This window comes from Xanthomonas sp. NCPPB 3583 (assembly GCF_041475715.2).
Classification (GTDB): domain Bacteria; phylum Pseudomonadota; class Gammaproteobacteria; order Xanthomonadales; family Xanthomonadaceae; genus Xanthomonas; species Xanthomonas euvesicatoria.
The window spans coordinates 1,217,651-1,231,415 of the sequence record NZ_CM191263.1 but is presented as its reverse complement, the minus strand read 5'-3'; the positions used below and the strand labels follow the sequence as shown (position 1 = coordinate 1,231,415).

Here is a 13,765-nt window from a genome sequence, read left to right as displayed (position 1 = left end):
GGTCCAGGGCGAACGGCGCCAGCTCGGGCCAGATACCCGAGTACCTTCAGACGCAGCAGAACGCGCCGCTGCCGGATGCGCTGCAATACGCCGCACCGGCATGCCTGCATGGACCCACACCCATCAACCGACATCCAAAAAAAAAGCCCCCGGCACAGGGCCGAGGGCTTTGTATAACTGGCGGAGCGGACGGGACTCGAACCCGCGACCTCCGGCGTGACAGGCCAGCATTCTAACCAGCTGAACTACCGCTCCGCTTTAAACTTGGACATCTGCCCCCACCCCATTCGCATGACGAATTTCGTGGAGAAAACGAAGCCCCCAATTGCTCAGGGGCTTCGCGTGTAACTGGCGGAGCGGACGGGACTCGAACCCGCGACCTCCGGCGTGACAGGCCAGCATTCTAACCAGCTGAACTACCGCTCCGCGCTTGAAACATTTGCCTGGTGCTTAATGGTGGGTGCTGAGGGTTTCGAACCCCCGACCCTCTCCGTGTAAGGGAGACGCTCTACCGCTGAGCTAAGCACCCTAGCGAGTCGATTAGTTTACTGCATCCTTCAGGGCTTTACCAGCCTTGAATGCAGGATTCTTCGAAGCAGCGATCTTGATGCTGTCGCCGGTCTTCGGATTGCGGCCGGTGCGCTCGGCGCGCTCGCGGACCTGGAAGGTACCGAAGCCAACGAGGGTGACGGCGTCGCCCTTCTTCAGTGCCTTGGTGATTTCGCTCACAACCGCGTCAACAGCACGGCCAGCTTCAGCCTTGGAGATGTCAGCGGCAGCGGCAACGCCATCGATCAATTCGGTTTTATTCATTCTTGAAACTCCCTTTGCGGCAGATGCCGCGGAATCGACAATCGGCGCTCTTGCCGTAAGCGAAGAACCCGACACAAGTGGTATCGCATGACGCATCACATTTGCCGCGCCCACGAGTCGTGCATTTATACCAGCGCCCCCAACAGCACGCAAGCCAAAACCCAATAACGACGCGGGTTTTGGCTTGTTTTGGCGAGGCTCAGACAGCCCTCGTTAGTGCTTGACGCGGGTACCCGGCGTGCTACGCGACTTGCCGCGCACGGTCACGCGCGAGGCCGCCTTGCGTGCCTTTTCCTTGCCGGCCTTCTTCGGCGCGAGCGGACGTTCCAGCGCCAGATCGAGTACCTCGTCGATCCACTTCACCGGCACGATCTTCAGATCGCGGGTCACGTTCGGCGGGATGTCGGCCAGATCCTTGCGGTTCTCGTCGGGGATCAGCACGGTGCGGATGCCACCGCGCAGGGCCGCCAGCAACTTCTCTTTCAAGCCACCGATCGCCGATACCCGCCCACGCAGGGTGATCTCGCCGGTCATCGCCACGTCGGCGCGGATCGGCACCCGGGTCAGTATCGACACCAGCGAGGTCACCATCGCGATACCTGCGCTTGGACCGTCTTTGGGCGTGGCGCCGTCAGGCACATGCACATGCACGTCCTGCTTCTGCAGGAAATCCACATCGATGCCAAGCCGCTCGGCGCGCGAACGCACCACCGACAATGCAGCCGATGCCGATTCTTTCATGACATTGCCGAGCTGGCCGGTGAGGATCAGGTTGCCCTTGCCCGGCACCAAGGTGGACTCGACCTGCAGCAGTTCGCCGCCGACTTCGGTCCATGCCAGACCCGTGACCAGACCGATCTCGTTTTCTTCTTCGGCACGGCCGAAGTCGAAGCGACGCACGCCCAGATACTTGTCGAGATTCTTCGCGTTGACGGTGACCAGTGCCTTCGGCTTGCCCTTCTTGGCAACCGCCTTTTTTGCCGCCGGCTGCGGACCTGCGAGCGCAATCTCCTTGACCACCTTGCGGCAGATCTTGGCCACTTCGCGTTCGAGATTACGCACACCCGACTCACGCGTGTAGTAGCGCACGATGTCCTGGATCGCGTCGCTGGCGATTTCGATCTCTTCCGGCTTCAGGCCGTTGGCCTTGATCTGCTTGGGCACCAGGTAGCGCGTGGCGATGTTGAGCTTCTCGTCCTCGGTGTAGCCGGGGATGCGGATCACTTCCATGCGGTCCAGCAACGGACCGGGAATATTGAGCGAGTTGGAGGTGGCGACGAACATTACCTCCGACAGGTCAAGATCGACTTCCAGATAGTGGTCGTTGAACGAGTTGTTCTGCTCCGGATCGAGCACCTCCAGCAATGCCGACGACGGGTCGCCACGGAAGTCCATCGACATCTTGTCGATCTCGTCCAGCAGGAACAGCGGGTTCTTGCTGCCGACCTTGTTGAGGTTCTGCACCAGGCGGCCCGGCATCGAACCGACATAGGTCCGGCGGTGGCCCCGAATTTCGGCCTCGTCGCGAATGCCGCCCAGGCTCATGCGCACGAACTTGCGGTTGGTCGCCTTGGCGATCGACTGCCCGAGCGAGGTCTTGCCCACGCCCGGCGGCCCAACCAGGCACAGGATCGGCCCCTTCATCTGCTTCACGCGCGACTGCACGGCCAAGTACTCGAGGATGCGTTCCTTGACCTTGTCCAGGCCGTAGTGATCGGCGTCCAGCGTGTCTTCGGCAACCTTGAGGTCCTTGCGCACCTTGGTGCGCTTTCTCCACGGCACGCCCAGCAGCCAGTCCAGGTAGTTGCGCACCACGGCCGCCTCGGCGGACATCGGCGACATCTGCTTGAGTTTGTTGAGCTCGGCCTTGGCCTTGGTTTCGACCGGCTTGGGCATGCCCGCCTCGGCGATCTTGCGCGCCAGCTCTTCCAGCTCGCCGGGCGCATCGTCCAGGTCGCCCAATTCCTTCTGGATCGCCTTCATCTGCTCGTTGAGGTAGTACTCGCGCTGGCTCTTTTCCATCTGCGACTTCACGCGGCCGCGGATGCGCTTTTCCAGCTGCTGCACGTCGATTTCGCCATCGACCAGGCCGACCAGCAATTCCAGCCGCTCGCCGATGTCGGTGATCTCCAGCAGGCGCTGCTTGTCGGCCAGACGCACACCGATGTGGGCGGCGATGGTGTCTGCCAGGCGGCCCGGCTCATCGATGCCGGCCAAGGTCTGCAGCAGCTCCGGCGGCAGCTTGCGATTGGTCTTGACGTACTGTTCGAACAGCGACATCAGCGACCGCGCAATCGCTTCCACCTCGCGCGGCTCACGCGCATCGCTGGCTTCGATTTCGGTGCCCTGCCCCTGCAACGCGCCGTCCTGCTCGACCACCTTGTCCACGGTGACCCGCGACAGACCCTCGACCAGCACCTTGATGGTGCCATCGGGGAGCTTGAGCAGTTGCAGCACCTGCGCCAGGGTGCCGACGGTATACAGATCGCCGGCAGCCGGGTCGTCGGTCTCGGCCGACTTTTGCGCAACGAGCAGGATGCGCTTGTCCGCCTCCATCGCTTTTTCCAGCGCACGCATCGACTTGTCGCGGCCGACGAACAGCGGGATCACCATGTGCGGAAACACCACCACGTCGCGCAGCGGCAACACTGGCAGATCGAGAATTTCTGGTTGGGACTGGGCCATGGGGCACTCCGCAGGAATGGGGGTTTTTGGGGCAGTAAAAAGCCGATGGCCCCGTTATGGGGCCATCGGCGAGGTGTTGCAAGTAGCGTTCGGAAAGCGGTTATCCACCAGCGAGGCCGAGGCCTGGCGAGGCGGCCAACGGACTCAGTCTCCGGACGCAGCCTTGGCGGGCGCCGGTTGCGCCTGGTAGATCAGATACGGCTCGGATTTATGCTCGATCACCGACTCGTCCACCACGACCTTGCTGACATTTTCCTGCGACGGCAGCTCGTACATCGTGTCCAGCAGCACCGATTCGACGATGGTGCGCAGGCCGCGGGCGCCGGTCTTGCGCTTGAGCGCCTTCTTGGCGATCGCAGACAGGGCATCGGGGCGGAACTCCAGCTCCACGCCTTCCATGTCGAACAGCTTCTTGAACTGCTTGGTGATGGCGTTCTTGGGCTCGGTCAGGATCTTGATCAGCGCCGGCTCGTCCAGCTCTTCCAGCGTGGCGACCACCGGCAGACGGCCGACGAACTCGGGAATCAGGCCGAACTTGATCAGATCTTCCGGCTCGACTTCGGCCAGGATCTTGCCCACTTCCTGCTTGCGCTCGCTGCTCTTGACCTTGGCGCCGAAGCCAATGCCGCCGGCATCGTTGGAACGCTGCTGAATCACCTTGTCCAGCCCAGCGAACGCGCCGCCGCAGATGAACAGGATGTTCTTGGTGTCCACCTGCAGGAATTCCTGCTGCGGATGCTTGCGGCCACCCTGCGGCGGCACCGAGGCAACCGTGCCCTCGATCAGCTTCAACAGCGCCTGCTGCACGCCTTCGCCGGACACATCACGGGTGATCGACGGGTTCTCGCTCTTGCGCGAGATCTTGTCGATTTCGTCGATGTAGACGATACCCTGCTGCGCCTTTTCGACGTCGTAATCGCACTTCTGCAACAGCTTCTGGATGATGTTTTCCACGTCCTCGCCGACATAGCCGGCTTCAGTGAGCGTGGTGGCATCGGCGATCGTGAACGGCACATTGAGCAGGCGCGCCAGCGTTTCGGCCAGCAACGTCTTGCCCGAACCGGTCGGGCCGACCAGCAGGATGTTGGATTTCGCCAGCTCGACGTCATCGTTCTTGCTGCGGCTCTCGATACGCTTGTAGTGGTTGTACACCGCTACGGCGAGCGTGCGCTTGGCGCGCAGCTGCCCGATCACGTATTGATCCAGCACCTCGAGAATCTCGCGCGGCTTGGGCAGGCTGGAACGTGCCGACTGCGCCTTCTCTTCGAGTTCCTCGCGGATGATGTCGTTGCACAGCTCAACGCACTCATCGCAGATGAATACGCTGGGACCGGCAATCAGCTTACGGACTTCATGCTGACTCTTACCGCAGAACGAGCAGTAGAGAATCTTGTTGCTGTCGCCGGAACGACCTTGGCGGTCTTCGCTCATGCTTCTGTTACCCAGTTACCCCACCCGATGCACGGGGGTTCGATTTCGAGAATAGCACAGGGTCGGGAGGACATTCGCCCCGCCCGACCCTGCCGGTTTTTCCTACAATTTCAGTGACTTGACGATCAAGACGGCTGGATCGACTCTTCCGGACGACGCTCGAGCACCTGATCCACCAAGCCGTAGGCCTGCGCATCGACCGCGCTCTTGAAGTTGTCGCGTTCGGTGTCGCGCGCGATGGTCTCCAGCGATTGGCCGGTGTGCTTGGCCAGGATCTCGTTCAAGCGCGAACGCAGGGTCAGGATCTCGCGCGCGTGGATGTCGATATCGGTCGCCTGGCCCTGGAAGCCACCCAGCGGCTGATGGATCATCACGCGCGAATTCGGCAGCGCGTAACGCTTGCCCGCCGCACCCGACGCCAGCAGCAACGCGCCCATCGAGGCGGCCTGGCCGACGCAGATGGTGCTGACGTCCGGCTTGATGTACTGCATGGTGTCGTAGATGGCCATGCCGGCGGTGACCACACCACCGGGCGAATTGATGTAGATGCTGATGTCCTTTTCCGGGTTATCCGCTTCCAGGAACAACAGCTGGGCCACGATCACGTTGGCCATATGGTCGTCGATCGGACCGACCAGGAAGATCAGACGCTCCTTCAGCAGACGCGAGTAGATGTCGTACGCACGCTCGCCACGGCTGGTCTGCTCGACCACCATGGGCACCAGGTTCAGGGCTTTGGTCACAATGCTCATCAGTCTTCCCGTTGTGGCAGCGGCCTGTGCCGCTGCCCGTGTTCGACATCCGCACCCCAGACTGCGGGCGCGGTTCTTCTCTTACTGCCGGATCAGACGCGGATGGCGTCCTGGAACGACAGCGACTGCTCGGTGTGCTGGGCGCGCTCGGCGATCCAGTCGATCACCTGCTCTTCCATCACGCGGCTCTGCAGCCCGTTCATCAGTTGGGGGTCGTTGCGGTACATCTCAATGACCTGTTCCGGCTCTTCGTAGGTCGAAGCGATCAGACGCAGCGTTTCGCTGACGCGCTTGGATTCCAGGCGCAATTCGTTGCGGCGCGCCACCTCGCCCACGAGCAGGCCGACCAGCACGCGCTTGGCGGCGGCATCCATGAATCCCTGGTGCGCGTCGGCCGGCACCTGACCCGGATCGCGACCGCTGCGGCGGACCTGCTCGACCTGCTGGGCCAGCATCGAACGCGCTTCGTTCTCGACCAGGCGCGGCGGCATTTCGACATGCGCGTAGGCGGCAATCAGCTGTTCGCCCACTTCGCGGCGCAGGCGGTTCATCAGCGCACCCTTGAGCTCGCGCTCCAGGTTGGTACGGATATCGGCGCGGAACTGCTCGGCATCGCCACTCTTCACGCCGAAGCTCTTGATGAACTCCTTGTCCACTGCCGGCAACACCGGCTCGGAGACTTCGACCGCCTTGACGTGCACCTGCACGGTCTTGCCGGCCAGCTGCGGCACGCGCCATTCGGCGGGGAAATCGACGGTCAGGGTCTTTTCTTCACCCTTGGTGAGGCCTTCCAGGCCCTTTTCGATCTGGTCGAACATCACGCCCGAACCCAGCACGCTGCTGCCGGTCTCCACGCCTTCGGCGGGCAGACGCTCGTCGCCGGCCTGCGACCAGGTCTCCAGCGCCACCAGGTCGCCGACCTGCGCACCGCGCTCGACCGGATTCCAGGTGCGGCGCTGCAGGCGCAGGTTTTCGATCATCTGGTCGATGTCGGCATCGGTCACTTCAGCGGTCGCGCGCACCACCGACAGCTTGGTCACATCGATGTCGCCGAAATCCGGCACCACTTCGAAGGTGGCGACGAAGTCGAAATCGGTCTCGCCCTGATCGATACGCGGGTTGCCGGCCAGGCGCAGCGAATGCTCGCGCACGGCCGAATCGAAGGTCTCGCGCAGCAGGCCTTCCATCGCCTCGGCACGCACCTGCTGACCGAAGCGCTGCTCGATCACCTTGGTCGGCACCTTGCCGGGACGGAAGCCCTTGATGCGCGTGGTCCGCGCAAGCTCGCGCAGGCGGCCACCGACGTGCGTCTCCAGGCGCTCCTGCGGCAGGGTGAAGGTCAGGCGGCGTTCCAGATTGCCGGTGGATTCGATCGATGCTTGCATGTTGACTCCTGCCACCGACAGCGCACAGCGTCGGCACGAGATGGAAGATGCGGGTTGACGGATGGCGAGAATGCCGCCGAGCCTTGTAGTTTCGCCGATAACGGCGGCCGCTGCCAGCGGCATGCGTGCAGCGGCCTCACGGACAGAAGCGACTGGTTTGCAGGAAATGCAGCGGCCGGAACCCACACGGCCGCGCGGCGTTGGTGCGAAAGGGGGGACTCGAACCCCCACGCCTTGCGGCGTCAGAACCTAAATCTGGTGCGTCTACCAATTCCGCCACTTTCGCAATGCCGTAGATGCCCGGCTATTGTTGCAGGGATGCCGGTAAAGAAAAAGCGCTGCGAGGCCTGGGCGCGTGATGACTGCAGTGGGCATGGGCTGCTTGGCGCGGTGACTTGAGGCTCACGCACTGCAGAGGGGCGGCAGCGGCCAGCCCGCCTGAATCCAGACAAAGCCCATGTTCGCTACCGGCACTTTGCAGCAACCGGATTTGCGAAAATTCCGTTAATTCCATTCCGGGGGCAGCAATTGCAATGACAGACCGATATCGCCAGATTGTGGCACTGTCGCGCGATTGCATCAAAGAGATCGACCTGGATGGGCGAATCACGTCGGTCAACCGCAACGGCCTGGTCGGACTTGGGGCCAGTTCTGCGGATCAGGTTGTTGCCCGCCCCTGGCGCGAGCTGTGGCCACTCGAGGCGGCGGCCATGGTGGATGCGGCCATGGCCGAGGCGGCCAAAGGCGCAACCCGGGAATTCGAGGCCAGCTGCGTGAACCTGGCCGGCGTGCGCCAGACCTGGCAGGTCGTCACCAGCCCATTGTTCGACGAGCTGGGCAAGGTCGAGGCCATCCTGGCGGTCAGCAGGAATGTCTCCGACCGCCGTGCGCTGGAGGCAGCCTGTCACACCCTGGACAGCACCCTGTCGGCAGAACGCGCGTTTTCCACCAGTGCCCTGATGCTGGCGCGCGCGCGCGAAACCTCGCTGTCGACCGAGCTGCACAGCCTGCGCGACTTGCACGAGCGCATCGAAGGCGACCTGGACATCGCGCGCGCCGCGCAGAACGCCGCCGAGAAGATCTCCGAGCAGGCGCAGAAAGGCGAAGCGGTAGGACAACTGCTGGCCGGCGTGGTCCACGACTTGAACAACGTGCTGCAGGCTGCCACATCGGCGATCGACCTGGTCGTGCAGCGCGCGCAGATCGACGCGCACGACGCCAAGTTGCTAAGCGTGGCCGACGCGGCGCTTCAACATGGCTCGGTGATGGCGCAGCGCCTGGTCGGCTTCTCGCGTCAGTACCCCTACAGCCCCGAAGCGGTGGACCTGGCCGAACTGGCAGAACAGCTCAGCCCGTTACTGGAACAGGTGGTCGGCGCAGACCTGCGGTTGCAGCTGCGCACCGCAGAGGGCGGATGCTGCGCGATGGTCGACCGCCACACCGTGGAGCGCGCCATCTTGAACCTGGTGATCAATGCGCGCGATGCCTGCACCAGCGGCGACTGCATCAGTGTGGAAACCGGCGAAACCTTCGTCACCGAGGAGCAGGCGCGACTGGCCAAACCGGCCGGGCACTACATGACCATCGCGGTTGCCGATACCGGGCACGGCATGGACAGCGTGGTGCAGGCGCGGTTATTCGAGGCGTACTTCACCACCAAGCACGCCAATAAGGGCGCTGGCCTGGGATTGGCGCAGGTCTACAGCGCCGTGCGCCAGGCCGGCGGTTTTATAGACGTCTTCTCGGCGCCGGGCCAGGGTGCGCGCTTCGTGCTGGCATTTCCGCGCGTGCAGCGAAGCTAGAGGCCTGTTGCAGGTGTTGCACGGACGCGCTTATGAGTGACATGGCTGCTTCCTGCAACTGCTTGCAGATCGCGCAGAGCAGTTTGCGCACGCGCTCAGCACAGGCAACGACGTGGTGCAGGAGTGGCGCACGGCGCTACTTCTGGCATCGCCGACGATCTCACCGGGGTTCGATCGCTGACCGCGGCTGCGGCAAGCGCGCTCCACCAGCCAAAGCATTCGATAGCGAGCGTTACCCAAGGGCGTTGTAAAGCCATCGGTATCCAGCCGGATCTTGCGCGGGCGACGCCAACCTATCGCGGCCTCGATGCGTTCACAGCAGGCCAACGAGCGCGCCTCTGTTTTCAGTCCGGGAAAAAGAAAAGCACCTAGGCAGACGCCTAAGTGCTTTTGTTTGGTGGGCCGTCAAGGATTCGAACCTTGGACCTATTGATTAAGAGTCAACTGCTCTACCAACTGAGCTAACGGCCCTGAAACTGGTCGCACATTGTATGTGCATTTTTGCTTCGTTGCAACACCCCGTGACACATCGGGTCGAACATTCCTGCAATCGCTCGTCATCAGTGGGGTGGCTGAGGGGACTCGAACCCCCGACATCTGGAATCACAATCCAGTACTCTAACCAGCTGAGCTACAGCCACCACTGAAAACCTGCTCCCTACCGTACCGCCGATGGCGCGCCCGACAGGACTCGAACCTGTAACCGCCGGCTTAGAAGTCAGGACAACTAAGCCGAAAAATCAACAACTTGCTTCAATTTTTTTTCAGGAGTGGGCGTCCCGAAAGCCGCACCACCTCGAAGCAAGTCCGCTATTTTTCAGGAGCGGCGCGCGGAATGCAAGCGTTCGTTTTCAGCATGGGATCTTGGCCTGCACCGACAGCGCTTTAACCAGGTCAGCCAACCGCCCCAGGCGAGCATGCATCAGCGCCTCGTGCGGAGTAGCACATAGCGGTCCCTCAGCAATCGCGGTCGGGATCCTCAAGGCCATGCCAAGATCTCATCAACCCGCCGGAGAACAAATTGAGCATCGTCATCCGTGATGGCGCTGTCCTCGATGACATCAGCCATACCGGCGAAAACCTGCCAGAAGTGGCAACGGTCGGGGCTGCTTTTCAGCAGTGCCGGCACCGCCGCATCGAGGTTTTCTAGATGGGTTCTAAGTGCGGCTCTGTCCATCCGGCCAGTATCGGCCCGAGCGTCTCAATGCTTGAGACAGTGCACCGTAGACTCGCGCACATGGACGAGACACAGCCAGCAAGCCTTTTTGAGCAATTGCAGCAGCGCCTCGCAGCTGCGTCTGAACCACTCAAAGTTCTTGAGGAATTTGAAGCCGAGTTGCTGTTTGCGTTTCCCAGCGAAGCCGCGGCCGTTGCGGAACTGATCGGTTCTTGGGGCTACCGTCTTAGCGTGCTTGAGCGACAAGACCTGAATGGGTACATCTGATGTGCCGGGGTCGGCGCTGCTCATACGCCTCACGGGTTGAGCGGCCATCTTGGCCCCGCGCCCGACACAAATAGATTGCCTGCTTCTCGCGCTCTGCGAACTCGGCTTACGCCGTTTTGCACGTAGGGGAACTCCTCTTCCGCTAGTAAGGCTGAAGACCACGGGTCGCAGGACCGGCATCGCACTGAACCCGTCAGCAAGTGAGAGTACTTAATTTTAGTAATTTTGCTAACTTGGCAAGCCGTCTCGACCTTTGAGACTTCGTCCCGCGAGAGTTCGCGCCATGTTGTCTCTTCCGCCACCTCACACCTATGCGCGCCTGATTGGCCCAGCGTGCCTAGACCCTTTGCCGCTCGGGTTGCCACTCAGTGCCTTACGGATCCGGCTCGGCTTCCCCTCGCCCGCCGAGGATTTCCAGGACGACGAGATCGATCTGAACCAGGTGCTGATCCGCAATCCGCCGGCCACGTTTCTCTACCGCGCTGAGGGCTGGAGCATGCTTCTTGCCGGTGTCTGCGACGGCGACATCCTGGTCGTCGACCGGTCGGCGCGACCGATCAGTGGCGACATGGTGCTGGCCATCTGGGACGGCAATCAGCCGGTCTGCAAGATCCTGAAGGTCGCTTCCGACCACATTGAGCTGCACAGCCGCAGCCCTCATTGCGCGCCAATCATCCTGGCGCCAGGCACGGAGGTTGAGGTATTTGCCGTGGTCGGAGTCGTCCGCCAGGTGACCCGGACCCACGCACGCGCCGGCCGCTGATGTTTGCCTTGATCGACGGCAACAACTTCTACGCCAGCTGCGAGCGGGTGTTCCAGCCCGAACTGCGTGGCAGGCCGCTGGTCGTATTGAGCAACAACGATGGCTGCGCCATTGCAAGGTCAGATGAGGCCAAGGCACTTGGCGTGGCCATGGGCCAGCCGATCCATAAGGTGCCAACGCCGGTGCGCCGCCGGCTCGCCCTTCGCTCCGCAAACTTCGGTCTGTATGGCGACATTGCCGCCCGCATCAGCGTAATCCTTCGCCAGGCCGTCCCGCGCGTGGAGGTCTATTCGATCGACGAATCATTTCTCGACCTCGCAGGCATCCGCGATCGCAGGGAGCTGGCGGTCGACCTGCGCGAACGCGTTCACCAATGGACAGGCATTCCCAACTGCATCGGCATCGCGCCGACCAAAACGTTGGCCAAACTCGCCAACCGGGTCGCCAAGAATGCGGCACGCAAGCCGGGCAGCTACCCGGCCGACCTGGCCGGCGTGTGCGATCTGGCGGCACTCAACCCCGGCGAGTTAGATGCCGTACTCCGTGCGACCGCTGTCGGCGATATATGGGGCATAGGGCGGCGCTGGGGTGCTCGCCTGCAGGAACGTGGTGTAGCGACGGCTGCAGATCTACGTGATGCGCCTGCAGACGACCTATTGGCAGAGTTCGGGGTTGTAATTGCGCGCACTCAGCGCGAACTGCAGGGCCATGCCTGCCTGGAGCTCGAGGAAATTGAGCCAGACCGACAGCAGATCATGGTCAGCCGATCGTTCGGCGCCTGGGTGTCCGATCCGCAGGATATGGCCGAGGCGCTGGCCACCTTCGCCATGCGTGCCACCGAGAAGCTGCGCGTGCGCGGACTGACCACATGCGCGATCGGCATCTTTGCCGAGACCGACTCGTTCAAGCCTGGCATGCCGCAGCACAATCCGTCGCGCACTGCGCCGCTGGCCTCGGCGACGTCCGACAGCAGGATTGTCCTGACGACGGTACGACGTCTCTTCCAAGGCTTCATGCGCGAGGGCTATTCCTACAAGAGGGCCGGCGTTTTGCTGGCGGACCTGGCTAAGCCTGATGAATTGCAGGGCGACCTGTTAACGCCGACACGTGTCGGCGACGACAAGCTAATGAGCACTCTAGACGCTATCAACCGACGCTTCGGAAAGGGCTCAGCGGGACTTGGAGCAAGCGGCTGGCAGAAGTCGCCACCCTGGGCATCGCGTCAAGACATGCTCTCCGGTCATTTCACTACCTCGCTTGAAGATCTGCCAAGAGCCAGGTGCTGATAGCGGGATGTAATCGCGCTGGAGATTTCAGAAACGACTAAGAACAAGGCCCGGACTAGCCGGGCCTTGCCTCTATTCAATAGGACGAAAAGTCCCACTTCTGATTCACATCACCGGTGCAGTCCCATATGTAGGTTCGTGCTCCGTCAGTCACGCCCCGTCCAGGATCCGCTAAGCAACGATTGCTCCCAATATTGCGAATTTCACCTAGGAAGTGCCAAGCCTGATGGGCGCCGCCGTTACAGTCCCAAATGCGGACGATATTCCCGTCTTGCGCACTGCCATTCGCCGATTCGAGGCACTTTCCGGCGTAACGAAGACTTCCACGCTCCCCCACTTCCCAGCGCTGCTGTGGCACACCACTGCAGTCCCATAGTTGGACCAAGGTCCCGTTGGCAGTAGAAGCACCCTCTACGTCTAAGCATTTCCCGCCAATGCCCGTGATCCGTCCAGAAATTGGATCGTAGTTCCAAGTTTGACCAGCATTCGAAAGTGGCGAGAAGATCTGCAACTTCGTGCCGTTAGTACTGGACTGACCTACTGCATCAAGAACTTTTCCACCGATACCAACAATTGCGGCACTCGTAAACCACCATTGCTGATTTGCCGCACCCAACCCACTCCAGAGTTGCAGTTTAGTTCCATTCGTGGTTCCAAGATCCTTAGCATCCAGAACCAGACCACTTGGCACGCCTCGAATGTAGCCCGAACCGGAGATGATACTCCACATTTGCTGCACATTCTCGTTGCAAGAGTACTGCTGAATTTCCGTTCCGTTAACCGCACCACCCGCTACTGCATCTAGGCACTTATTTCCCATTCCCTTGATAAGGCCGAAAGCCGGTAGAGCCTTTAGCGTGACCGGGGCAGACGAGGATGCCTTCGAGAAATTGGAGTCACCAGAGAAGGAGGCCGTGATCGTGACGCTGCTGTACTGGCTGGGAAGCGTATAGCGAACAGATAGATTTGCCTCACGCGCGTAAAAGAAATAGTAAGTACAACGCGCTCGCTCACCAGTGACGCCGAAGCACACCGGGTCAAAATCTGTTATCTGGCCAACTACTGGCGTGTTGGCGCGACCGATGCGGATTTGACCAATTGATGTGCCGTTAGCGAATAAATTAATACGCCCACCAATATCCTCGCCAGCTGCGGGATTCCCGACCGTGACACCGAGCGCCGGCGCGGTCACTTTGGCAGTGAGGGTTATCGTCTCACCGCCCGATGGAAAGGGGTTAGATGAGGTCACTGTCGTAGTGGTGTCGAAGTTGTAATACCGCGACCCCACTGCGGACGCTTGGAACGATACCGCAGCAAGCGCGGCGAAAGCTATGCCGACTATTCCTTTCATTGTTGCTCCACTAGGTTGATTAATTGTCAAAGCTCAAGCTGAGAACCCAAGCA

General features: G+C 61.4%; 11 protein-coding genes and 6 tRNA genes. 5 read left to right on the top strand and 12 right to left on the bottom strand.

The features are described from left to right. Positions 1 to 178: 178 nt before the first annotated feature. The 9 genes from ACCQ07_RS05585 to ACCQ07_RS05545 all read right to left on the bottom strand — a co-directional run bounded on the left by ACCQ07_RS05585 (position 179) and on the right by ACCQ07_RS05545 (position 7,352). A tRNA-Asp gene (locus ACCQ07_RS05585) sits at positions 179 to 255 on the bottom strand. A 94-nt stretch (positions 256 to 349) separates the two neighbouring features. Beyond that, a tRNA-Asp gene (locus tag ACCQ07_RS05580) sits at positions 350 to 426 on the bottom strand. Between the two features lie 28 nt (positions 427 to 454). Further along, positions 455 to 529, bottom strand: a tRNA-Val gene (locus ACCQ07_RS05575). A gap of 11 nt (positions 530 to 540) precedes the next feature. Then, positions 541 to 813, bottom strand: coding sequence for a non-specific DNA-binding protein Hbs (gene hbs, locus ACCQ07_RS05570; RefSeq protein ID WP_002806049.1), 273 nt, complete (start codon positions 811 to 813; stop codon positions 541 to 543). Between the two features lie 213 nt (positions 814 to 1,026). Next, a complete protein-coding gene (lon, locus tag ACCQ07_RS05565) occupies positions 1,027 to 3,498 on the bottom strand; it encodes an endopeptidase La (RefSeq protein ID WP_014089513.1) in 2,472 nt (823 codons plus the stop codon). Between the two features lie 144 nt (positions 3,499 to 3,642). Continuing rightward, positions 3,643 to 4,929: an ATP-dependent Clp protease ATP-binding subunit ClpX gene (gene clpX / locus ACCQ07_RS05560; protein WP_003483788.1), complete on the bottom strand. Its 1,287-nt coding sequence runs from the start codon at positions 4,927 to 4,929 to the stop codon at positions 3,643 to 3,645. A gap of 125 nt (positions 4,930 to 5,054) precedes the next feature. After that, a complete protein-coding gene (clpP, locus tag ACCQ07_RS05555; RefSeq protein WP_002806026.1) occupies positions 5,055 to 5,681 on the bottom strand; it encodes an ATP-dependent Clp endopeptidase proteolytic subunit ClpP in 627 nt (208 codons plus the stop codon). 92 nt (positions 5,682 to 5,773) lie between these two features. Next, the gene (tig, locus tag ACCQ07_RS05550; RefSeq protein WP_005913863.1) at positions 5,774 to 7,066 is read right to left on the bottom strand and encodes a trigger factor; all 1,293 of its coding nucleotides are present in this window, start codon (positions 7,064 to 7,066) and stop codon (positions 5,774 to 5,776) included. A 201-nt stretch (positions 7,067 to 7,267) separates the two neighbouring features. Continuing rightward, positions 7,268 to 7,352, bottom strand: a tRNA-Leu gene (locus ACCQ07_RS05545). Positions 7,353 to 7,599: 247 nt separating this feature from the next. Here ACCQ07_RS05545 and ACCQ07_RS05540 point away from each other — a divergent pair. Then, on the top strand, positions 7,600 to 8,868 hold the full coding sequence (locus ACCQ07_RS05540) for a PAS domain-containing sensor histidine kinase (RefSeq protein WP_372165455.1): 1,269 nt from the start codon (positions 7,600 to 7,602) through the stop codon (positions 8,866 to 8,868). 395 nt (positions 8,869 to 9,263) lie between these two features. On the opposite strand, the gene ACCQ07_RS05535 is transcribed toward ACCQ07_RS05540, so the two are convergent. Further along, positions 9,264 to 9,339, bottom strand: a tRNA-Lys gene (locus tag ACCQ07_RS05535). A 93-nt stretch (positions 9,340 to 9,432) separates the two neighbouring features. Beyond that, a tRNA-His gene (locus ACCQ07_RS05530) sits at positions 9,433 to 9,509 on the bottom strand. Positions 9,510 to 9,889: 380 nt separating this feature from the next. Between ACCQ07_RS05530 and ACCQ07_RS05525 the strand changes: the two genes are divergently transcribed. The 4 genes from ACCQ07_RS05525 to ACCQ07_RS05510 all read left to right on the top strand — a co-directional run bounded on the left by ACCQ07_RS05525 (position 9,890) and on the right by ACCQ07_RS05510 (position 12,361). Next, positions 9,890 to 10,018: a hypothetical protein gene (locus ACCQ07_RS05525; RefSeq protein ID WP_372363879.1), complete on the top strand. Its 129-nt coding sequence runs from the start codon at positions 9,890 to 9,892 to the stop codon at positions 10,016 to 10,018. Between the two features lie 87 nt (positions 10,019 to 10,105). Next, complete coding sequence (locus ACCQ07_RS05520; protein ID WP_371887106.1) at positions 10,106 to 10,312, top strand: hypothetical protein; 207 nt, start codon at positions 10,106 to 10,108, stop codon at positions 10,310 to 10,312. A gap of 283 nt (positions 10,313 to 10,595) precedes the next feature. Then, positions 10,596 to 11,075: a LexA family protein gene (locus tag ACCQ07_RS05515; RefSeq protein WP_371887105.1), complete on the top strand. Its 480-nt coding sequence runs from the start codon at positions 10,596 to 10,598 to the stop codon at positions 11,073 to 11,075. Then, entirely contained in the window at positions 11,075 to 12,361 is a 1,287-nt protein-coding gene (locus ACCQ07_RS05510; RefSeq protein WP_372363878.1) for a Y-family DNA polymerase, read from the top strand. Before ACCQ07_RS05515 ends, ACCQ07_RS05510 begins: the two co-directional genes overlap by 1 nt. 76 nt (positions 12,362 to 12,437) lie before the next feature. Here ACCQ07_RS05510 and ACCQ07_RS05505 read toward each other — a convergent pair whose 3' ends face one another. Beyond that, positions 12,438 to 13,712, bottom strand: coding sequence for a ricin-type beta-trefoil lectin domain protein (locus ACCQ07_RS05505; RefSeq protein WP_372363877.1), 1,275 nt, complete (start codon positions 13,710 to 13,712; stop codon positions 12,438 to 12,440). Positions 13,713 to 13,765: the final 53 nt, after the last annotated feature.